Source organism: Martelella sp. AMO21009 (genome assembly GCF_053484295.1).
The window spans coordinates 1-21,659 of the sequence record NZ_JBAKFR010000017.1 but is presented as its reverse complement, the minus strand read 5'-3'; the positions used below and the strand labels follow the sequence as shown (position 1 = coordinate 21,659).

General features: G+C 63.8%; 19 protein-coding genes and 1 other RNA gene. 7 read left to right on the top strand and 13 right to left on the bottom strand.

Going from position 1 to position 21,659, the window contains the following annotated elements; all coding sequences use genetic code 11:
• Positions 1-6: 6 nt before the first annotated feature.
• The 3 genes from V6766_RS16955 to ffs form a co-directional block, all read right to left on the bottom strand.
• On the bottom strand, positions 7-1,878 hold the full coding sequence (locus V6766_RS16955; protein ID WP_448468457.1) for a DNA polymerase III subunit gamma/tau: 1,872 nt from the start codon (positions 1,876-1,878) through the stop codon (positions 7-9).
• 127 nt (positions 1,879-2,005) lie between these two features.
• On the bottom strand, positions 2,006-2,476 hold the full coding sequence (locus tag V6766_RS16950; protein WP_448468455.1) for a YbaK/EbsC family protein: 471 nt from the start codon (positions 2,474-2,476) through the stop codon (positions 2,006-2,008).
• 28 nt (positions 2,477-2,504) lie between these two features.
• An RNA gene (gene ffs, locus V6766_RS16945) (signal recognition particle sRNA small type) lies at positions 2,505-2,601 on the bottom strand.
• Positions 2,602-2,755: 154 nt separating this feature from the next.
• Between ffs and V6766_RS16940 the strand changes: the two genes are divergently transcribed.
• The 4 genes from V6766_RS16940 (at position 2,756) to V6766_RS16925 (ending at position 5,249) form a co-directional block, all read left to right on the top strand.
• A complete protein-coding gene (locus V6766_RS16940) occupies positions 2,756-3,163 on the top strand; it encodes an HIT family protein (protein ID WP_448468453.1) in 408 nt (135 codons plus the stop codon).
• Complete coding sequence (gene nudC, locus V6766_RS16935) at positions 3,160-4,113, top strand: NAD(+) diphosphatase (RefSeq protein WP_448468451.1); 954 nt, start codon at positions 3,160-3,162, stop codon at positions 4,111-4,113. Before V6766_RS16940 ends, nudC begins: the two co-directional genes overlap by 4 nt.
• Before the next feature lie 2 nt (positions 4,114-4,115).
• Entirely contained in the window at positions 4,116-4,802 is a 687-nt protein-coding gene (locus V6766_RS16930) for a helix-turn-helix transcriptional regulator (RefSeq protein WP_448468449.1), read from the top strand.
• Positions 4,803-4,874: 72 nt separating this feature from the next.
• On the top strand, positions 4,875-5,249 hold the full coding sequence (locus tag V6766_RS16925; RefSeq protein ID WP_448468447.1) for a VOC family protein: 375 nt from the start codon (positions 4,875-4,877) through the stop codon (positions 5,247-5,249).
• Between the two features lie 40 nt (positions 5,250-5,289).
• On the opposite strand, the gene V6766_RS16920 is transcribed toward V6766_RS16925, so the two are convergent.
• Together V6766_RS16920 and V6766_RS16915 are read right to left on the bottom strand one after the other, a co-directional pair.
• A complete protein-coding gene (locus V6766_RS16920) occupies positions 5,290-6,165 on the bottom strand; it encodes a prephenate dehydratase (RefSeq protein WP_448468445.1) in 876 nt (291 codons plus the stop codon).
• Entirely contained in the window at positions 6,162-6,917 is a 756-nt protein-coding gene (locus V6766_RS16915; RefSeq protein WP_448468443.1) for a 3-deoxy-manno-octulosonate cytidylyltransferase, read from the bottom strand. The genes V6766_RS16920 and V6766_RS16915 overlap by 4 nt, the downstream gene beginning before the upstream one ends.
• Positions 6,918-7,067: 150 nt before the next feature.
• Between V6766_RS16915 and V6766_RS16910 the strand changes: the two genes are divergently transcribed.
• Complete coding sequence (locus V6766_RS16910) at positions 7,068-7,871, top strand: c-type cytochrome (protein ID WP_448468441.1); 804 nt, start codon at positions 7,068-7,070, stop codon at positions 7,869-7,871.
• Positions 7,872-8,165: 294 nt separating this feature from the next.
• Here the strand turns inward: V6766_RS16910 and V6766_RS16905 are convergent, their stop codons facing one another.
• From V6766_RS16905 to V6766_RS16875, 7 genes are all read right to left on the bottom strand, one after another.
• The gene (locus V6766_RS16905; protein WP_448468439.1) at positions 8,166-9,110 is read right to left on the bottom strand and encodes an AEC family transporter; all 945 of its coding nucleotides are present in this window, start codon (positions 9,108-9,110) and stop codon (positions 8,166-8,168) included.
• Positions 9,111-9,225: 115 nt separating this feature from the next.
• Complete coding sequence (locus V6766_RS16900) at positions 9,226-10,545, bottom strand: FtsX-like permease family protein (protein ID WP_448468437.1); 1,320 nt, start codon at positions 10,543-10,545, stop codon at positions 9,226-9,228.
• Positions 10,546-10,548: 3 nt separating this feature from the next.
• Positions 10,549-11,220: an ABC transporter ATP-binding protein gene (locus V6766_RS16895; RefSeq protein WP_448468435.1), complete on the bottom strand. Its 672-nt coding sequence runs from the start codon at positions 11,218-11,220 to the stop codon at positions 10,549-10,551.
• A gap of 27 nt (positions 11,221-11,247) precedes the next feature.
• Positions 11,248-11,703, bottom strand: coding sequence for a hypothetical protein (locus V6766_RS16890; RefSeq protein ID WP_448468433.1), 456 nt, complete (start codon positions 11,701-11,703; stop codon positions 11,248-11,250).
• Between the two features lie 66 nt (positions 11,704-11,769).
• Positions 11,770-13,527, bottom strand: a complete 1,758-nt coding sequence (locus tag V6766_RS16885) for an alkaline phosphatase (RefSeq protein ID WP_448468431.1) — start codon at positions 13,525-13,527, stop codon at positions 11,770-11,772.
• A gap of 369 nt (positions 13,528-13,896) precedes the next feature.
• Complete coding sequence (locus V6766_RS16880) at positions 13,897-14,547, bottom strand: DedA family protein (RefSeq protein ID WP_448468429.1); 651 nt, start codon at positions 14,545-14,547, stop codon at positions 13,897-13,899.
• The gene (locus V6766_RS16875) at positions 14,540-14,896 is read right to left on the bottom strand and encodes a hypothetical protein (RefSeq protein ID WP_448468427.1); all 357 of its coding nucleotides are present in this window, start codon (positions 14,894-14,896) and stop codon (positions 14,540-14,542) included. The genes V6766_RS16880 and V6766_RS16875 overlap by 8 nt, the downstream gene beginning before the upstream one ends.
• 204 nt (positions 14,897-15,100) lie before the next feature.
• On the opposite strand from V6766_RS16875, the gene V6766_RS16870 reads away from it, so the two are divergent.
• Together V6766_RS16870 and clpB are read left to right on the top strand one after the other, a co-directional pair.
• Positions 15,101-15,727, top strand: coding sequence for a ribonuclease D (locus V6766_RS16870; RefSeq protein ID WP_448468597.1), 627 nt, complete (start codon positions 15,101-15,103; stop codon positions 15,725-15,727).
• Between the two features lie 445 nt (positions 15,728-16,172).
• Positions 16,173-18,776, top strand: coding sequence for an ATP-dependent chaperone ClpB (clpB, locus tag V6766_RS16865; RefSeq protein WP_448468425.1), 2,604 nt, complete (start codon positions 16,173-16,175; stop codon positions 18,774-18,776).
• Between the two features lie 68 nt (positions 18,777-18,844).
• Here the strand turns inward: clpB and V6766_RS16860 are convergent, their stop codons facing one another.
• The gene (locus V6766_RS16860) at positions 18,845-20,791 is read right to left on the bottom strand and encodes a M23 family metallopeptidase (protein WP_448468423.1); all 1,947 of its coding nucleotides are present in this window, start codon (positions 20,789-20,791) and stop codon (positions 18,845-18,847) included.
• Positions 20,792-21,659: the final 868 nt, after the last annotated feature.

Sequence of the window (21,659 nt, the reverse complement as noted above, 5' to 3'; positions counted from 1 at the left end):
TTGTTTCTATTCGTCGATATCGTCTTCCGGCAGCACGTCGCCGTCTTCGTTGACGGCGGCGTCCGGCGCATCGCCATCGGCGGTGTCCGCCGTTTCGCTCTCAGCGCGCACCCGCACATCGCGGATTTCCGCGCCGGGGAAGAATTTCAGGATGGCAGCAATGTCCGGGTCCTCGCGGGCATCGCGGAAGCGCTGCTCGCGCTCGGCCTCCTCGGCCTCCAGCAGTGTCGGCGCGCCGGCCTCCTTGCTGAGGCTGACGAACCAGCTCTCGCCGGTCCATTCGCGAAGCTTCGCGCCGAGATCGTTGAGAAAAGTCGCGGATGTGCCGGGCAGAAGGTTGACTTCCAGCCGTCCCGGCTCAAGCCGCACCAGCCGCACGAAATTGCGGATTTCCGAGCGCATCTTGATCGCGCGGTTCTTCGAGCAGAGATCGGTGATGTCCTGCAGCGATTTGATCGCCGAGGTTTTCTGCAGTTCGGGGGCGGGCTCCGGCTCGGGCTCCGCGGTTTCCGGCTGCGGCGCGATCTCCGGTTGGCGGGCCTCGGCGCTTTGCGGATGCAGCATGGTGACGGTGGCCGATTGCCGGGGCGCTTCGCCGGTCTGGCGGGCGGAAACGGCGTTCGTGCCGCCGGAGCCGCCAGCCTGCGGACGACCGGCCGGCGGTGCGGATTGGGCGGAACCTGCGGCCGCAGAACCGCCTTCCTCCAGCGCCAGCAGTCTGCGCGCGGCATCTTCCGGCGAGGGCAGGCTTGCGGCGTGGGCGAGGCGGATCAGCACCATTTCGGCGGCGCCCAGCGGGCGGGCGGCGTTTTCGGTCTCGGGAATGCCCTTCAGGAGCATCTGCCAGATGCGCGACAGAGCGGAGACTGCGACCTTTTCGGCGAAGGCCGTGCCCTGGCTGCGTTCGATCTCGCTCAGCGACACGTCTTCCGCGCCCTCCGGCACATATTTCAGCCGCGTCACCAGATGGGTGAAATCGGCAAGATCATTGAGCACGACCACCGGATTGGCCCCGGCCTCATACTGCGACTGGAATTCGGCAAGTGCGGCGGCGACATCGCCGGTCACGATATGGCCGAACAGATCGACGATCCGGGCACGGTCGGCAAGGCCCAGCATCGCCCGCACGGCGGATGCTTCCACATGGCCGCTGCCATGCGAAATCGCCTGATCGAGCAGCGACAGCCCGTCGCGGGCCGAGCCTTCTGCGGCGCGGGCGATCATCTGCACCGCCTCGTCCTCGATCTCGACCTCTTCCTTGGCGGCGATGGTGGAAAACAGCCGCACCAGATCGGCGGCCGGAATTCGGCGCAGGTCGAAGCGCTGGCAGCGCGATAGCACCGTGATCGGAACCTTGCGGATTTCGGTGGTGGCGAAAATGAATTTCACATGCTCGGGCGGCTCTTCCAGCGTCTTCAGCAGGCCGTTGAAGGCCTGGTTGGAGAGCATGTGAACCTCGTCGATGATGTAGACCTTGTAGCGCGCGGTCGAAGGCCGGTAGCGCACCTGATCGATGATCTCGCGGATATCGTCGATGCCGGTATGGGAGGCGGCGTCCATCTCGATCACGTCGACATGGCGGCCTTCCATGATCGCCTGGCAGTGCTCGCCGATTTCCTTCAGGTCGATCGTCGGCTTGTCGACGGTGTCGGTCTTGTAATTGAGGCCACGGGCGAGAATCCGGGCGGTGGTGGTCTTGCCGACCCCGCGCACCCCGGTCAGCATATAGGCCTGCGCGATCCGCCCGGTCTCGAAGGCGTTGGTCAGCGTGCGCACCATCGCCTCCTGTCCGACCATCAGGTCGGAGAAGTCTTTGGGGCGGTATTTGCGCGCCAGAACGCGGTATCCGGCGTCGCGCTGCTGTTCGTTCTCGGCCATTGCCACCTTTCCTGTCCGGTTTTCGACCGGGTTTTCAACAATAGCCCAAGCCGTGCGGCTCTGTCACAGAGTGCGGCTCAGTCTGGCAGAGCTTTCGGCGAAATGCACAGAATTTCTGAGGCCGACGTCAGGCTGCGGGGTCTGCGCAGACATCGACCCATTGGGCGCCGGTGATTTCGGCAAGCCGGTCGGGCGAAATCCGGATCGCGGCATTGCGGGAGCCTGCGGCCGGCACCACCTCGTCGAACGCCTTCAGGCTCTCGTCGCAATAAACCCGGATCGGGTTTGCCAGACCGAAGGGGCAGACGCCGCCGACAGGATGGCCGGTAATCGCCTCGACTTCATCCAGCGGCAGCATTTTCACCTTGCCGCCAAAGGCCGCCTTGGCCTTCTTGTTGTCGATCCGCGCATCGCCGCGCGCGACCAGCAGAAACACGTCATCCTTCACGCTGAAGGACAGCGTCTTGGCAATCTGGGCGGGGGCGACGTTATGGGCGCTTGCGGCCTCTTCCACCGTGGCGCTGGAGGCTTCGGTCTCGATGATGTCGATGTCGGGGGCTGCCGTGTCGAGATGGGCGCGCACGCTTTCGAGGCTCATGGCGTCTCCGGAACGATCCGTCGATAGGGTGGGAGGCCGGCACGATGACCCGTACACAACTCGTTGGGGCTGCTTCCTTCCGGACCTGACCCGGTTGGCGAGTGGCACGTCCACCACCAGCCTCCCGCCCGGACATATCGTCAATTCAGCCGATGAATGCAAGCTTGGCGGCGAAAAAATCTGGCCGGGCAGATGCCGGATATCACGGCGCAGCGGATTAGCGTTTGCCGTCGCCTTACCATTTGATAGAAATAAGACGAGTAATTGCGAAGGAATGACATGCAGGAATTTCAGATCGATCCGCGTCTTGAGCGCGACAGCATGGCGATCGCCGATCTGGGGCTTTGCCAGTTGCGGCTGATGCGCGACGCGCGCTGGCCCTGGCTGCTGGCGGTGCCGCAGCGCGCCGGGGTCGAGGAAATGTTCGATCTGGCGCCGCTCGACCAGACCATGCTGACCTTCGAGGTCAATGAGGCGGCGAAGGCCCTGAAAACCGTCACCGGGGCAACCAAGATCAATGTCGCGGCAATCGGCAACATGGTGCGCCAGCTCCATGTCCATGTCGTTGCCCGGTTCGAGGGCGATGTCAATTGGCCGGGCCCGATCTGGGGCTACGGCACGCCGGAACCGCGCACCGATGACGACTGCGCGGCCCTGGCGCGCAAGATTGCAGAGGCAATGGCATGACATCACTGTTCTTCAAGGCCGGCCCGCATGAGGACCCGAGCGCGCTGACCGCCTTTGCCGGCTGCAAGATCATCCGTGACAGCGAACACCGCGACGAGGAAACGCTGGAAAAGGCCGCCGCCGAACCCAATGCCCGCTTCCTCGGCTTTGCCGGCGGCAAGGGCATCGTCAAGCATGAGCGTCAGGTGCTCGATCCCTATTTCGCCCGCTACGAACTGGCGCAGTATTCTCCTGATCCCGAAAGCGCGATCCTGCTCGGGCGCGAGCCCTCGGGCGCGCCGCTGATCTCGATCAAGCTCGGCCTTGACCCCGAAGCCCTGCCGGGGCACCTGAAAGTGTTGACCACCCGCGCCGCCTATAGCGAAAGCCTGCTCGACGAGGCCACGCTCGGCGCCTTTGCGCTCGCCGTCAGCCTCAACGCCTGGACCGACAATCATGCCTTTTGCGGCCGCTGTGGTTCGCCATCGAAGTCGGCCGCCGGTGGCTTCCGCCGCGAATGCACGGCCTGCGGCAACATGATGTTTCCGCGCACCGACCCGGTGGTGATCATGCTGATCGTGGATGAGGCGGCCGACCGCGTGCTGCTCGGCCGCAGCCCGCATTTTCCCGCCGGCCGCTATTCCTGCCTCGCCGGCTTTCTGGAGCCCGGCGAAACCATCGAGGATGCGGTGCGGCGCGAGACGCTGGAGGAATCCGGCATTCGCGTCGGCGCGGTGCGCTACCACGCCTCGCAGCCCTGGCCGATGCCGCACTCGCTGATGCTCGGCTGCTATGGTAAGGCCGAGAGCTTCGATATCAGCCCGGATGATGCCGAGCTTGAAGACTGTCGCTGGTTTTCGCGCGACGAGCTTGCCGCGATCGTTGACGGCACTCATCAGGGCGGCATCAATTCCCCGGCGGAAGGCGCGATCGCCTATCGGTTGGTGCGCGATTTCCTCGACTGGAAGTAGGCATGGCCGGTTCGCGCTCGGAACGGCTGCTGGCGCTGCTGCAGGTCCTGCGCGGGCATCGCTATCCGGTAACGGGCACGCATCTTGCCGATGAACTCGGCATCAGCCTTCGAACGCTCTACCGTGATATCGCGAGCCTGAGGGCCCAGGGCGCTGCGATCGAGGGCGAGGCGGGGCTCGGCTATGTGCTGCGTCCGGGTTTCTTGTTGCCGCCGATGATGTTCTCGCAGGAGGAGATCGAGGCGCTGGTGCTCGGCAGCCGCTGGGTGGCGCGATCGACCGATGCCAAGCTTTCCGAAGCCGCGGACGCCGCCTTGACCAAGATCGCGGCCGTGCTGCCGCCGGAGCTTTCCGATGCGGTGGATGAAACGGCGCTGATTGTCGGTCCGCGCGCGATCGCGGAGGAGAAGGCCGATATCGCGGCGCTTCGAAGCGCGATCCGCCGCGAAAGGAAACTCGACATCGGCTACAGCGACGAGACCGGCGCGATCACGCGCAGGATCATCTGGCCGTTCGGCCTCGCCTATTTCGAGCGGGTGCGCGTCGTCGTTGGCTGGTGCGAGCTCAGGCAGGATTTCCGCCATTTCCGCACCGACCGGATCGCAAGCCTCACGGAGACCGGCGAACGCTATCCAAAGCGCCGCGCCGTGCTGCTGGCCGAGTGGCGGCGGCAGATGAACTATCTCTGACGACTGCTGACGGAAGCTGTCACCGGCACGCCTTAAGGATCTCCTCGGTTTTGCAAACGAAGGAGAAACCCAATGACCGCACTTCCTCTCAACCTTGTCGTTCTCTATGTCGAAGACCCGAAGGCGAGCGCTCAGTTCTACGCCGATTTTCTCGGATTGACGCCGATGGCGCTTTCCGACGGCTTTTCATCGCTCACAACCGATACCGGACTGACGCTCGGCCTGTGGCGCAAGGCGACGGCGCATCCGCCGGCGGAAGGCGGGCCCGGCTCGGCCGAAATCGGCATCATGGCGGCCGGCGAGGGCGGCGTCGAAGCGCTCTATCGCCGCGTCAAGCAGGATGGCATGACGATCCTCCAGCCGCTGGTCACGGCGGCTTTCGGCCCGACCTTCGTGATCGCCGATCCAGACGGCCACCGCATCCGCGTTTGCCAGCCGGACGATTGAGGCCGAGACCCCGGGCGGCGAACCGCCCGGGGTTGTGCAATTACGCCATGTCGTCCAGCGACTGCAGGTGGCGGCGCATCGGGTGGCCTTCATAGACGCCGAGAATGCGCACCTTCTCGGTGAAGAATTCGAGTTCCTCCAGCGCCCGTGCCACCGCCGGATCGTCGGGATGTCCCTCGATATCGGCATAGAACTGGGTGGCGATGAACTTGCCGCCGATCTGGTAGCTTTCCAGCTTGGTCATGTTGATGCCGTTGGTGGCGAAGCCGCCAAGCGCCTTGTAGAGCGCTGCCGGAATATTGCGGACATTGAAGATGAAGGTGGTCACGATCGTGCGGTCTTCGCCATTGCGCTCCGCCCGCTTCGCCTTGTCGGACAGGATCACGAACCGCGTAATATTGCTCTCGCTGTCCTCGACATTTTCGGCAAGGATATCGAGACCGTAGAGCGAGGCGGCGAGGCGGGGCGCGAGCGCCGCCATGGAACGGTCGCCCTTTTCCTGCAGCAGCATGGCCGCGCCTGCCGTATCGCCGGCGATCACCGCGTTCCACTTGTTGCGGCGGATGATCTTGCGGCACTGGCCAAGCGCGTGGATGTGGCTGTGCACGGTCTTGATGTCGTCGAGCTTCACGCCCGGCAGCGCCATCAGCTGGAAGCGGATCGGCATGAAATATTCGCCGATGATCGACAGGTGCGAATCGGGAAGCTGGTAATGGATATCGGCGACGCGGCCGGCCAGCGTGTTCTCGATCGGGATCATCGCCAGGTCGGCATCGCCGTTCTCGACCGCCAGGAAGGCATCCTCGAAGGTCTTGCAGGGCAGGGGCTCCATGTCGGGATACATGTCGCGGCATGCCATGTCGGAATTGGCGCCGTATTCGCCCTGGAACGAGATGCGGTTGGTTTTCATGATCATGAGGTGACACCTTCCAGTATGCGGCGCGCCTTTGCGAGGTCTTCGGCGGTATCGACGCCGAGCGGCACGGTCCTGACGATCTCGGCATCGATGCGCATGCCGGCTTCAAGGGCGCGCAACTGCTCCAGCTTCTCGCGTCCTTCCAGCGGAGAGACGGGCAGCGTGACGAAGCGCTCAAGGGCGGCGCGCCGATAGGTATAAAGTCCTATGTGGTGGTAGAGAGGCCCTTCACCCCAGGGGGCGGTCGCGCGGGTGAAGTAAAGCGCGCGCAGCCGCGTCGGTCCGACCGGCGAGCCGACGAGCTTCACCACCTGGGAAGCGGTCTTTTCCGCCTCATCGGTGATCTCGACCGTCAGCGTCGCGATATCGACAGCGGGGTCGGAAAGCGGGGCAAGCGAAGCCTGGATCAGCGCCGGGTCAAGCGTCGGCAGGTCGCCCTGGACATTGACGACCAGTTGCGCGCGGCCGTCGGGATCGACCTTGCCGAGCGCCTCGTGAATGCGGTCGGAGCCGGACTGGTGCGCCATGCCCGTCATCACCGCCTCGAAGTCGGCCGCCTCGACCGCCTTGAACACGGCCTCGTCATCGACGGCCACGACGACGCGGCCCATGCCTGATTCGCGCGCGCGTTCGGCGACATGGACGATCATCGGCCGGCCGGCGATATCGGCGAGCGGCTTGCCGGGAAGGCGGGTGGAGGCCATCCGGGCGGGAATAAGAATGATCGTTTCATCGGATTTGTCGATCGCCACTTGCAAGCTCTCCGTTAATTTGCCACTGACAGTCTGACGGGCCGGTGTGCATGCCGATGCGGCGTTGCATCGCGGCATCAAAAGACATAGGTTCTGCAAGAATGCAAGGTGTCCGGTAGAGAGGCTGGACGGAAGGGGAGCGGCAACGCAATGAAATTCAATCTCAATATGGTCCTTGCGGCCCTGTTGGGGACGGTCTTCGTCCTGATGACGGTTTCTTTCATCTCTGAAGCGATCTTCGACCCGCACCATCCCGAAAAGGAAGGTTTCGTCATCGAGGTTGCCGAGACCCCGGGCGGCGGCGCCCCGGCCGTCGAGGAAGAAACGCCGATCGCCGTTCTGCTCGTCGATGCCAATGCCGAAGCCGGCGAACGCGTTTTCAAGCGCTGTCAGGCCTGTCACACCGACACCGAGGGCGGGCCCAACAAGGTTGGCCCGAACCTTTGGGACGTCGTCGATCGCCCGATCGCCAGCCATGAAGGCTTTTCCTATTCCGCAGCGATGCAGGATTTTTCCGAGGGCGGCAGCAAACACTGGACCTATGAGAACCTGAACGCCTTCATCAAGGCGCCGAAGAAGGACGTTCCGGGTACGGCTATGGGCTTTGCCGGCCTTTCCTCCGACAAGGATCGCGCCGACCTGATTGCCTATCTCAGCACCATGTCGAACGATCCGGTGCCGTTCCCAGAGCCGCCGGCCGAAGACGACGCTGCTGCGGCCGAAGATGGCGCGGCGACCGATGACGGTGCCGCAACCGGCGACGGATCAGCCGACGTGACCGAAGGCAACGAAGCGCCGCCGTCACAGGGTCACGAACCGGCCCCGGCGGCAACGGACGAGGCGGCCGGTGATGCCGACGCAGGCACCGCCAACCCGCAGAGCACAACGGCCGAGCCGACCGACACCCCCGAGGCCACGCCGCCCGGCGCGGCTGAGGTCGAGCAGTCTCAGTAGAGAATAAACGAAACGGGGCTTCGGGCCCCGTTTTCAGTTTGTTGATAGACCTGTCTTCAAACAAACAATCCTCGTGCTCGACACGAGGATCCAGGCAACACGGCGAGTATTCGCAATAGACCTGCTGAATCCGGGACCCAGGGCAACACAAAGGGCAAATGAGGAAGTTCGAGGCATTGCCAATATGGCCCTGGATGCCGGCTCAAGGCCGGCATGACGGGAGGGTCTGGCAGGAGAGTTGTTGATCACTGACGGGGCTTCAGGCTCCGTTTCTTTTCCGTCCCCGCCGTCCTCTCAATACCCCAGCAGCAGCACCCAGAGGCTGACGGTCACCACGCCGAGGAGCGTGGTCAGCGTTATCGTGGAGGCTGCGATGTTGCGGCCTGTGCCGAACTGGTCGGCAAGCAGGAAGGCGTTGACGCCCGCCGGGCAGGATGCGCCCAGCACCAGTCCCGCCATGATCGGCTGCGGCAGGCCGGCAGCGTGCGACAGGGCGAAGACCAGAGCCGGAAGCAGGGCGAGCTTGATGACGGTGATCGCGGAGAAAAGCCCGGCATTGCCGGCGACCTTGTACTGCGCCAGCGTCATGCCGATCGAGACCAGCGCCACGGGCGCGGCGATGCCCGCGAGCATCGCGATGATGGTGGCAAGCGGTCCCGCCGGTTGCAGACCGCTGAGATTCATCGCCGCGCCGATGATGAGGCCGATGACAAGCGGATTGGTCGCGAGGTTGTAGCCGACGGTGGCGGCGAGGCGCGCCGGGTCGCTGGTGGCCCCGCCCTCCCGCGCCTTTGCGCGTTCGGCCAGCACTGTGGCGGTCACCATCAGCACCGGCATGTGGATCGCAAGCACGATCGAAAGCGCCACCAGCGCGGTTTCGCCCGCCACATGGCTGACAAGCGGAATGCCGAGCAGCGCCAGATTGGAAAACGTGCCGGACAGCCCTATGATCACGGCCGAGACGCGGTCGCGGTCGAACACGAAGCGGGAAACCATGGCGGCCGCGATCCAGGCGATCGCCACGCTCGCGAAATAGACGGCCCATATGCGCAACGGATCGGCGCCGGTGAAATCGGCGTTGGCGATGGTGCGCATCAAAAGCACCGGCAGGCCGATCCTGTAGACGAAGCCCGAAAGCACGCCGGCGCTTGTCGCAGGCAGATAGCGGACCTTGACGGCGACCCACCCGATCAGGATGAGGGCGAAGATCGGGATGACGCTGTTGAATATTTCTTGCATGGCGGGCTTTCAGGCGGGCGGCGCAGCTTGTGCCGCGTCTTCCGAAACTGTTCCCAGCGGCGACCGCTGTCAAGGTCGCCAGCCTGCCGGACAGTCTCCAGCCGCACCCGCCGTCTCAGTTTTTCAGGGCGGCCGCCGGCGACTGGCGATAGGCAATCAGCGCGGGCAGGGCGGAAAGCACGGCCGCGACCGCCACCAGCACGGCGGCGGAGCCGAGATCGGCGCTCGTGAACTCGACCGGAAGCGACACGCCGCGCTCGGCCGTGATCGACCGCGCGATCGCAAGCGCCGCCGCAAGGCCCGCCGCATAGCCGAGCGCGATGCCGAGCGCGACCAGCAGGAATAATTCGCTCCAGACGATCGTGAACACCGCGCCGCGCGGCGCGCCGAAAGCGCGCAGCGCCCCGATCTCGCGCCGGCGCTGGGACACATGGATGACGGTGACCAGCATGAGCGCCGCGGCCACCAGCACCTGCGCGCCCGCGGCGATCGCGGTCAGCACCTGTTTGGCGTCGCCGAGCGTGGCGTAGAGCTTCGTGAGCACCTCGGCCGGAAAGACGGCGAGCGTGTGGTCGCCGCGGTAGTCCTGCCGCAGCCGATAGGCATCGGCGATCGATTTCGGCTTCACCAGTATCGCGGGCAGGCCGGGCGTTTCGCCCGCATGCCAGTGCTCGTCAACAGGGGCGGAAGGATCGATATGATGATGGTCCTCGTCGTGCCCGGCTTCGTCGTGATCATCGTGAGCGGCGTCTTCGTCATGGTCCGCATCCGCATGTTCGGCTTCATGGTCATGATCATCCGCTTCGTGCTCATGCTCCTCGGCCTCATGCGCCTCCATGCCGTGGATCTTCCAGACGGCCTCGATCGGCACGAAGATGGCGCGGTCCCAGGGCGTGCCGGTCGGCTCGGCCCTGCCGGCAACGGTATAGGCGAGTTCGTCATGGGTGTGGCCGCCGGTCTCGACCGTGCCGTGCAGCGGTTTCACCGTGTCGCCGATTTCAAGGTCGACCGCCGAGCCGATTACCGCCTCGCCCAGATGATCGAAATTACCGCCTTCGGAAAACCCCGGCGTGGTGTTTTGGATCAACTCTGACGTGGTGCCGACGATCGGATAGCCGGCATAGCTGTCGCCGAAGCCGATCGGCGCGGCCCAGGCCACGCGCGGGTCGGCCTGAAGGTCGGGCAGGACGTCGCCATCCATCAGCGGCAGGTCGGCGGCCTGCAGGAAAACCGAGGAGAGCACGAGCTGGGTTTCGCTTCCCGGTGCGCCAATGACGAGATCGAATTTTTCGGAAGCCCGGGCGCTGCCGAGCCGGAGCGCCCGCTCCTCCAGCGTGACGGCGACGCCAAGCGCGGTTGCCAGCATGATCAGGATGACGATGACGATGGAGCCGGCCCAGAGACGTTTGAGGTCTGCGAGGATGAAACGGAACATGGGTCAGCCTCTCTTCTCGTCGCTGGCGATCGCGCCGGCAAGCAGCGATATCTCGCGCTTCAGCGGTGCAATCAGCCGCCGGTCATGGGAAACGACGATCAGTGTGGCGCCCTCTGCAAGCTCCAGCAGCAGCTGGCCGACGGTTTCGCCAGATGCGGCGTCGAGGCTCGCCGTCGGCTCGTCGGCGACGATGATGCCGGGTTCGCGCAACAGCGCGCGGGCGACGGCCACGCGCTGCATTTCACCACGCGACATCGTGCCGGTCTTCTGGTCGTGACGGGCAAGGCCGACGCGGTCGAGCAGGTCGTGCGCGCGTTTGATGCGCTCCGCCCCGGCGGCGCGGGCAAGCCTTGCCGGCAGCAGCACGTTGTCGAGTGCGGAAAGTGCCGGAAACAGGTGAAAATCCTGCATGATCAGGCCGATATTCTCGCCGCGAAACCGGTCCCGTCCGCTTTCGGACAGCGTCGAAAGCTCGGTGTCGCCCCAGCGCGCGCTGCCATGGGCGAGCCGCTCCAGCCCGGTGATGATGTTGACGAGCGTGCTTTTGCCGGAGCCCGAAGGGCCGGTGATTGCGACCCGTTCGCCGGCGGCGATCTCAAGCTTAGGGATCGTCAGCACCGGACTGTCGAGGCCCGGAAAGGTGACGGCGATATCGTTGAGCGAGAGAGGCAGCATCGGGACTGACCTTTCGGATATGTCGTTTCAGACCTTGCTGTAGCGCGCGCCACGCAGGCGCAGCTGGCTGACGAAGCCGGTCTCGGGGTCCACCCAGGAGCCGCTTTCGAGCGTGCCGGTCACCTCGATCATCTGGTTCGGCTGGGTGAATGTCTGCTTGCGGTCGAGATAGACGACCATGATATTGTCCGGCCAGTCGGCATCCGAGGAGCAGAACGGGCAGAGCGCCATCGGGATTTCCGAGAGCACGAAGAATTTCGCTTCCGCCTTCAGCGGCGGGGCCATGAAGCCGCGGATCGAGACCTTCTCCCCTGTCAGTTGCTTCACCTTGTCGGAGAATTTGAGGCCGAGCGGGCTGAAGGAGCCGTAAAGATCGTCGAAGGACAGTTCGTCGGCTGCAAAGGCGGGGCGAAAGGCAAGGCCGAGGCCGAGCGTGCCGAAGGCGGCAAGCAGGCTGCGGCGGGAAAGGGACAGAGCGGTCATCGGATCAAATCTCCTGGCAGGAGAGGACCGGGCGAAAACCACCCGGTCCCGTTTCGAAGGTGATGCTTACTGCTTCTGGCTGGCGCCGAGGGCGAAGCTGTCGGCCAGCACTTCATAGACGTCGGACTGCTCCATATAGCCCTTGAAGCCGTCGGCGCCGGGGCCGGAGGCCTGCAGCACGACGTCGTCGACGGCGTGAACGCCGGTCGAGGCGTCATAGGGCAGGTTGCCGGTGCGCAGAACAGCGCCGGGCACGTCCTTGTAGGCTTCGTTGGCGACGTAGCGGCCGTTCTCGTCCTTCACGGCCGGCTCGAACGGACCGTCCATCTTCGGGCGGAAGGTTTCGTAATAGTCGGGGAAGTTGTTGGCGAACATGGCCAGACGGCGGGAAACGTCGATCTGGTCCGGATAGCCGTCGCCGTTTTCGTCCGTGTAGTTCGGGAAGCCGGCGTCGTCATAGGTCATGACCTTGTTGCGCATCTCGTCGGCCTCGACCTCGTCGTCGATCGTGCCGATCACCGAGAAGCCGTGGGTGTGGTCGCCGGTGACGACGATCAGCGTATCCGGATTGGAATTCATCCATTCCATGGCGGCGCCGATGGCCTGGTCGAATTCGATCATGTCCATGACGGCGCGGTCCCAGTCGAGCGGATGCGACATCTTGTCGACATTGGCGGCCTCGACCATCAGGAAGAAGCCTTCCGGGTTCTTCGAAAGCTGGTCGATGGCAGCCGTCGTCATGTCCACGAGGCCGGGCTGGCTCGGGAACTTGTCGACGCTGCCCTTTTTCAGGAATTCGCGGTCGAGCGTCGAATCCATGTTGCCGGTGTGGAACAGGCCGAGCAGCTTGCCGCCTTCCGGCTTTTCGGCAGACGCCAGTTCATCGGCGGAGGTGACGACGGTGTAGCCGGCGTCTTCGAACATGGCGATGTAGTCATTGTCGTCCTTGCGCTTGGAGCCGGCGACATCGGACTTCAGGAAGTAGGCGGAACCGCCGCCGAGGATGACTTCCGGCTTGACGTCGTAGAACATGCCGACGATCTCGGCCTTGTCGCCGCGAAGACGGGTATGGGCGACGACGGCGGCAGGCGTTGCGTCTTCGATCTCGGCGGTGGAGACAACGCCGATCGACTTGCCGGTCTGGCGGCGCAGCGCCTCGGCAATGGTCTCGACCTTGGGATCGTCCAGGCTGTCCGGCGTGCGGTCGGCATAGACGCCGAGCGCGTTCACGCGGGTCTTGTGGCCGGTCATGTAGGCCGACATGGTGTTGGCCGAATCGGTCGCGATCGAATGGGTCGAGGAGGTGCCGATCGTGGCCATGTTGTCGAGGTCGTCCATGTTCAGGCGGCCGTTCGCCTTGCCCTCGGTCATGCCATTGGACATGATGCGGGCAGCGGTGCGGTGGCCCATGGACATGCCGTCGGCGACGAAGAAGATGATGTTCTTGGCCTTGGGCGTTTCCGGGGTGTCGTAAACGGTCCAGGTGACGTCCTTCTGCTCGTCGCCGGCTGTGACGGAAACGGCGTAATCGCCGGCCTCGGCAATGGCGAGATCGCGCAGGATCAGGGCGGAGCCGAGGCTCTCGTCATCCTTGCCCTTTTCATCGGCGACGAATTCGGCTTCCTGGCCGAAGACCTCGGCATAGGGCTTGCCGTTGACGGTGACGTCGATATCGCCGGCGTCATAGACCGCATCCAGCTCGACCTTGAAGTCGAAGGGCGAGGATGACAGCACGGTGGCGCGATCGAGCGGATAGATGGTTGCGGCATTGGCGGCACCTGCAAGGCAGGTGGCGGCGGCGAGAAGTGCGAGACGGGCGCGCATGGGAACCTCTTTTAAAGAGTGTCGGGAAGGGTGATACCAAGGACCAACGATTAGGACCCATATGATGCGCGCTGGAATGGCCATTCGAGTAGGAAAATACCACAGAGCGATGCTTGAGCATCGCGCGAGGATTTTGACGCCCTCGGTGGCCATTCCAGCCGCACCCTAAAGGGCCGGGCGCTTTTGAAAGCCTGCGTCGTTGAAAATCCTCGCCGTAGCTATGGCTACGTCTGCGGTTTTCGCCTAGCCGGCTTTCAAAATCGCGCCGGTCATATGAGTTCTAATCGTTGATCCTTGGTATTAGTGCGCTTCCGCGATAGTCCCGCCTGATAACAATCCGATGACGTTTTTGCTGCGGTTTGATGAACCTCAGGAACGGTAGCGCCTCCCGCGCGGCTTCAGGTAGCGCTTGCGCCGGCGCTTCTTGAGCGAGAAGTGCAGGACGCGGGTGATGTACCAGAACAGCGCAAGCGAAATCACGCCGGCTGCGAGAAAGCCGGTGGCATTGCCCATGACATGGGCGACGGCGATGATGTTGCGGGAGAATATGAAGCCGAGAATGTTATAGGTCGACACCCAGACGGTCTGGCCGCAGATGGCCGCGACCGTGAAGGCGCGCCAGCGCATGCCGGCAGCGCCCGCGACCGGGTTGATATAGGGGCTGATCTGGGCCAGCAGCCAGCGCGTGAAGAAGATCGCGAAAACGCCGCGCCGTTCCAGATAGTCCTGGGCGCGGTCCACCAGACGCTGGCGTTTGGGCCCGCGCGATGCGAACCGCGCCACATATTTCGCGCCGCCCTTGCGCCCCACCCAGTAGCCGATCTGGTCGGAGGTGCAGGCGGCGGCGAGACAGGCGGCAATGGCCGGCAGCATCGGCAGATCGCCAGAGGCCGCCAGCGATCCGCCAAACAGCATGATCACGGCGGCGGGCATCGGTATGCCGAGGCAGGCCAGAAACACGATGAGCGCCATGACCGGAATGCCGTAGACCGGCACCAGCGCCAGAAACTGTTCATTCATCGTCGCCGGCCTGTTCGTGCTCGTCGAGCGCTTCGGCGATCTGGTCTTCCAGTTCCTCCAGTGTCTCGCCCCGCTCCCGCGTGATCCGCCAGAGCGGCAGGCGGCGGCTGTGTTCCGGATCGAGGCCGAGCGCCTCGGCGAGGTCGTGCACGGGGATATCGTTGACCATCGCCACATGGCCGAGCGTCATCCAGCTCTTCAGCTCCAACTCGCGGGGGCTGTGCCAGTAATAGACCGCGAGCACGGTCTTGAGCGCCAAGGCCAGCGTCAAAAGCAGGGCCCCGATAAAGGCGATGGAAAGCGCGCGGTGGCGCTGCCAGAATGCGCGGACGGGTTTCAGCAGCGTCATGGGCCGTCCTTTCCGGGTACGCTGAAGGAAGCGGAGTGTCTCCGCCGGGCTTGCCTCATGCGATAACCGCTTGGCCGGCATTGCACAACACCCCTGCATGGCAGCGGCATGGCGAGGTTCTCGGCGGCCTCCGCGTTTTTGGGTATCGTCGCGCGGACCAATCCGCTATGAACCCGGTTCATGACGACAAGACAGGCGATGGAGATGCGCGACATGATCCGCGTGCACAAACACGATATTCCGGCAGAACAGGCGGCGCGTTACACCGGCGCAATCGCGATCGACAGCGAGACGTTGGGGCTTATTCCGCGTCGCGACCGGCTGTGCGTGGTGCAGATATCGCCGGGCGACGGCAGCGCCGACCTGATCCAGATCGCGCCGGGGCAGACGGAAGCGCCGAACCTTGTCGCCATGCTCGCCGATCCGGAGCGCCAGAAGATCTTCCATTTCGGCCGTTTCGATATCGCCGTGCTCTATCACACCTTCGGCGTGACCACCGCCAATGTGTTCTGCACCAAGATCGCCTCACGCCTGACCCGGACCTATACCGACCGGCACGGGCTCAAGGACAATCTCAAGGAAATGCTCGATATCGACGTTTCCAAGGCGCAGCAATCCTCCGACTGGGCGGCCGAGGAACTGACCGAGGCGCAGCTGCAATACGCCGCCTCCGACGTTCTCTATCTGCACCGCCTGCGCGACAAGCTGATGGAACGGCTGATCCGCGACGGCCGCATGGAACTTGCCAGCGCCTGCTTCGAGTTCCTGCCCGCACGGGCAAAGCTCGATCTTCTGGGCTGGGAAGAAACCGACATTTTCGCTCATAGCTAATCTGTTCGCTTGCGTCCACGGAGCGTTGGATTGGTTCCGTCGCCGCGACGGGCTTCTCCCCTCTCGGCGTCATCCTCGGGCTTGACCCGAGGATCTATTCACGCCGGTCGCGAGCGGCGTTGGCGTTTGGGCAGGCGGTCTCGCCACGAAAGGTGTCAGCCGTGACGCCAGTCGCATGGAGAGGTGCTTAGATCCTCGGGTCAAGCCCGAGGATGACGCCGGTGGGGCTGGCGGTTTCAAACCGCGTTTGGCGGCTTCCACCCCCTGTTGCATATCTGCAACGAATTTGTTTCGCGGCCTCTTTAAACGGCTGAAATCCGCTCCCATATCTGCTTCAGGCGGCAGCGAATGCCGCTGTCATCGGCTCGCCTCAGAAGAGGGGGTTGACCTGAATCATCGCTCTGTCGCTTCACAAAGGGCAGGGTGAGGAATGGAGGCACGAAACATGAATCTCGATAAATATTCCGAACGGGTCCGCGGCTTTCTGCAGTCCGCGCAGACCTATGCGCTGGGCGAGGGCCATCAGCAGTTCGACGCCGCGCACATCCTGAAGGTGCTGCTCGACGACGAGGAAGGCATGGCCGCGTCGCTGATCGCGCGCGCCGGCGGGGACGCTGCCAAGGCGCGGCTTGCCAATGATGCAGCGCTTGCGAAAATCCCGAAGGTTTCCGGCGGCAATGGCCAGATTTATCTGGCCCAGCCGCTCGCCAAGGTATTCACCACCGCCGAAGAGGCCGCCAAGAAGGCGGGCGACAGTTTCGTCACTGTCGAGCGCCTGCTTCTGGCGCTTGCCATCGAAAAGAGCGCGTCGACCGCGAAATCGCTGGCCGATGCCGGCGTGACGCCGAACGGCCTGAACGAGGCCATCAACGAAATCCGCAAGGGCCGCACCGCCGACAGCGCCAGCGCCGAACAGGCCTATGACGCGCTGAAGAAATATGCGCGCGACCTGACGGCGGACGCCCGCGACGGCAAGCTCGATCCGGTGATCGGCCGCGACGATGAAATCCGCCGCACGATCCAGGTCCTGTCGCGCCGCACCAAGAACAATCCTGTGCTGATCGGCGAGCCGGGCGTCGGCAAGACCGCGATCACCGAGGGCCTTGCGCTCAGGATCGTCAATGGCGACGTGCCGGAAAGCCTGAAGGACAAGAAGCTGATGGCGCTCGACATGGGCGCGCTGATTGCCGGTGCGAAATATCGTGGCGAGTTCGAGGAGCGGCTGAAGGCCGTGCTGAACGAAGTGCAGGCGGAAGCCGGCCAGATCATCCTGTTCATCGACGAGATGCACACGCTGGTCGGCGCCGGCAAGGCCGATGGCGCGATGGATGCGTCGAACCTTCTGAAGCCGGCGCTTGCGCGCGGCGAGCTGCACTGCGTCGGCGCGACCACGCTTGATGAATACCGCAAGCATGTGGAAAAGGACGCGGCGCTTGCCCGACGGTTCCAGCCGGTCATGGTTGCCGAGCCGACGGTCGAAGACACGGTGTCGATCCTGCGCGGGCTGAAGGAAAAATACGAGCAGCACCACCAGGTGCGTATCGCCGACAGCGCGCTTGTTGCCGCCGCCACGCTCTCCAACCGCTACATCACCGACCGGTTCCTGCCGGACAAGGCAATCGACCTGATGGACGAGGCGGCAAGCCGCGTGCGCATGCAGGTGGATTCCAAGCCGGAAGAGCTCGACGAACTCGATCGCCGCATCATGCAGCTCAAGATCGAGCGGGAAGCGCTGAAGAAGGAAACCGACACGGCCTCCAAGGACCGGCTGGCGCGGCTTGAATCCGAGCTTGCTTCGCTCGAGGAAGAAGCCGATGCGCTGACGGCGCGCTGGCAGTCGGAAAAGAACAAGCTCAACCGCGCCGCCGATCTGAAGAAACAGCTTGAGACGGCCCGCAACGAGCTTGCGATTGCCCAGCGCGGCGGCGAGTACCAGAAGGCGGGCGAGCTTGCCTATGGCACGATCCCGAAACTGGAAAAGGAACTGGCCGAGGAGGAGTCGGAAGACAATACCGTCACGGATTCGATCCTGCAGGAGGTCGTGACCCCGGACAATATCGCCCAGGTGGTCTCCCGCTGGACCGGTATCCCGGTCGACAAGATGCTGGAAGGCGAACGCGACAAGCTGCTCAGAATGGAAGACGAACTCGCGAAATGGGTCGTCGGCCAGGGCGAGGCGGTGCAGGCCGTATCGCGCTCGGTCAGGCGTGCCCGCGCCGGGTTGCAGGATCCGAACCGGCCGATCGGCTCGTTCATCTTCCTCGGCCCCACCGGCGTCGGCAAGACCGAGCTGACCAAGTCGCTCGCCAGGTTCCTGTTCGACGACGAGACGGCGATGGTGCGCATGGACATGTCGGAATACATGGAGAAGCACTCCGTGGCCCGGCTGATCGGCGCTCCTCCCGGCTATGTCGGCTATGACGAGGGCGGCGCGTTGACCGAAGCCGTGCGGCGGCGGCCGTATCAGGTGGTCCTGTTCGACGAGATCGAAAAGGCCCATCCGGACGTCTTCAACGTTCTGCTGCAGGTGCTCGATGACGGGCGTCTGACCGACGGCCAGGGCCGCACGGTCGACTTCCGCAACACGATCATCATCATGACCTCGAACCTCGGGGCCGAGTTCCTGACGCAGCTTGGCGACAATGAGGACAGCGAGGCCGCGCGCGAGCAGGTGATGGCGGTGGTCCGGGCGTCGTTCCGGCCGGAATTCCTGAACCGGGTCGACGATATCATCCTGTTCCACCGGCTGCGCCGGGACGATATGGGCCAGATCGTCGATATCCAGCTCGGTCGTCTGGAAAAGCTGCTGTCGGATCGCAAGATCGTGCTCGATCTCACGCCGGAAGCCCGCAACTGGCTGGCCGACAAGGGTTACGATCCTGCCTATGGCGCGCGTCCGCTGAAGCGGGTGATCCAGACGGCGGTGCAGGACCCGCTGGCCGAGAAGCTCTTGGGCGGCGAACTCTCAGACGGCACCCATGTGCGCGTCGATGCCGGCTCCGACCGGCTGGTGTTCACCACCGGCCGCAAGCTGGAAGACGCGGCGTAATTGGACGACGTGAAACGAAGGGGCCCGCCATCCGGCGGGCCCTTTTTTGTTGCGCGGCTATTTGCCGATCAGTTGGTGTTCGAGGCCACCTGGCCGCCGGCATTGTCGTTGCCGAGCAGGGCGTCGATGCGGGCGCGTTCCGACTGGAAGCGGGCGAGGTTTTCGCCGGCCAGCGCGTCGGAATTCGGGAAGCGGATCTTCATCGGATCGACCTTGCTGCCGTTGACGATCACCTCGTAATGCAGATGCGCGCCGGTCACCAGGCCGGTCGCCCCGACATAGCCGATGATCTGGCCCTGCTTGACGCGTGCGCCGGGTTTGACGCCGCCGGCGATCTTGCTCTGGTGGTTGTAGGAGGTCTCGTAGCCGTTGGCGTGGCGGATGATGGTCTGGTTGCCGTATCCGCTGGCCCAGCCGGCCTTTTCCACGACGCCATCGCCGGCGGCGATGATCGGAGTGCCTGTCGGCGCCGCCCAGTCGACGCCCGGATGCATGCGTGCATATTTCAGCACCGGGTGGCGGCGCATGCCGTAACCGGACGTGAACCGGCCGTTTGGCACCGGATTGCGTAGCAGAAAACGCCGGATGCTGCGGCCATCCTTGTCGTAGAAGTCCACGGCGCCGGTTTCCGGGTCGCGGAAACGGTAGAGCGCGATGTCCTGGCCGCCGATCTGCGCATCGATGTAGAACAGTTCGGACCCTTCCGTCGCCCCGCCCTTGGGATCGGCATCGGAGAAGAACAGCTCAAGCGTGTCTTCGGGCGAGGCCTGCGATTGCAGATCGACCTTGCTCGCCAGAAGATTGACCAGTTGCGCCGACATCTGTTCGTTCAGGTCGTAGCTCAGCATTGCCCGGTAAATGCCGTCATAGACCCGAACCGGCTTCTGCGCCGTGCCGAGCAGCAGGTCGGTCTCGTCGGCGGCGGCGTTGGCAACCGCATCGCTCATGGCCGGCGGCGTGCCCTTGACGAAGCGGCCCTCGTCGTTGAGCGCCATCGTCATGCGATGCTCGCCGTTGCGGTAGAGGCTGAGGCGCACGACGCGCATGTTGCGGCCCATGCGCAGGAGCCCGATGCGCAGCGTGTCGCCGGCCTTCAGCATCGCCGATCCCGTGCCCTCCTGGATCAGCCGGCCAAGTTCGTTGGCCTGCGGCGGGGGATAGCCTGCCGCAGTCAGAAGCGCCGACGTCTCCACCGCCTGTCGCACCGGCAGGATGTCGTCGCTGAAATCACGGGTGAACACGGATTGCAGCGCGCTCACCGACACATTCTCATCGATGATCTGGGCGCTGAGCGCGGGCTTGAGCGGCAACAGGCTGGGTTCCGGCTCAAACCGGTCGGGGTCGACATAGCTCAGCATCGAAATTTCGCTGACACTGTCCTGCAGCGAGGCTTCGTTGGCGAGAATGGTTGCCTCGATTTCTTCGGTGCTGAGGTCGGCGGCGAACGGCGCGTCCGGCCGCGTCATCGGAAAGGCGATCGAGCGGATCTCGACCTCGCCCTGGACATCCGTGTCGTAAATTACGTCGGCGCCGTGCTGGACATCGCTCGGTGCGTCGTTTGAGGAAAACACGGCGAAGGGATCGAAGGCCGGATAGGAAGGGGTCTCGCCGTAATTGGCGGCGAGCGCCATCTTGACCTCGGAAAACGGCTCGTAGTGAACCACGTCGCTATCGCCCTGCCGCACCGCAGTCGGCACCTGCAGGATGCGGCGGTTCGAGGGCTTGGCGATGACGGCGGTCTGCACCAGACGCGCCCCGCGAGCCGCACTTTCATTGTCATCCGGACCGGGCAACGCGGTCTTGGCAAAGGCGGAGGCGGGGATTGCGAGCCGTTCGCGGCCGTCGACGGCGACGGAAAGCGCGACCGCCATCAGCGCGGTGCTGGTCAGGCCCGTCAGGCAGACGCCGGCGAGCCAGCGCAGCGAAACGTCGCGCCGCGCCGGCGGCGTGCGGCCGTCGACGACGATCGGATTTCGCCGGCCAAAGGAACGCGCCGGATTGTCTTTCATTTTCATAGGCCTGTCGTCTCGCATCGTAATTTGCGTATCCGCCCGTTTCCATGTGCCGAAATTCGGCCGATTAGTCAAACCGCCACGGGCGCGCCGGGGCACGGTGGAGCAGGTTTGCGCGGGAGAAGCGCCACCATATGGAAGAGCTTCACATCAAAGAGGCGAGGCCCGCATCCATTCGGCGAAAAACGGGACGCGCCACGAGAGCCGTCCGCAAACCCGCACCTATATGGTTGACCCCGTCCCGCTGTCGGTGATCCGTACAGCGGCGCAAATGTCTCGTCTGAAGATGGCATATTGAAGGCGCTGTCATATCCGGCTATCGCCAGCCCGGGTGTTTCCCCCTTGCAGCCCCCGATTTTCGAGGAGCGGCGCCGGTCGAACTAAATTATCATTGAAATTCAATAGTATAACAAAAATGTCATTTTTTTTCGAATTGCGTTGTTGACGATCGGGAAGAGGTGGGTCTATAAGCCGCCTCACCGAACGACGGGGCGGCGCTGAAGCGGGGCCTACGGTTCGAAACAAAATCTTCCGACAGGCTTAAATGCTTCGTCAGGCTGAGCTTAACAGATTGGCCGAGAGTGGATTTGTGACGGAAAATTTCCGTCGGTTATTTGGACAATTGAATATGTGAAGAAAGAGAAACGTGGCGAGCGGCTTTGTTTCGGGTCACCTTCGGGTGGCTTGAGAAGAGACTTAGAAGCGGTCACGTTTTAGGAAACTGCTTGGACATTGCGCAGTGATGCGCGGTCTAAGGTGTGTATGAACACTTCGGTGTTTGACATTAAGTGCGCATCGTACTTTCTGAAGGCTTCGCCTTCAGGTCGATGCGACAAGGTTTCCGTCGATTCTTACTGAGGCAACGGAAGTT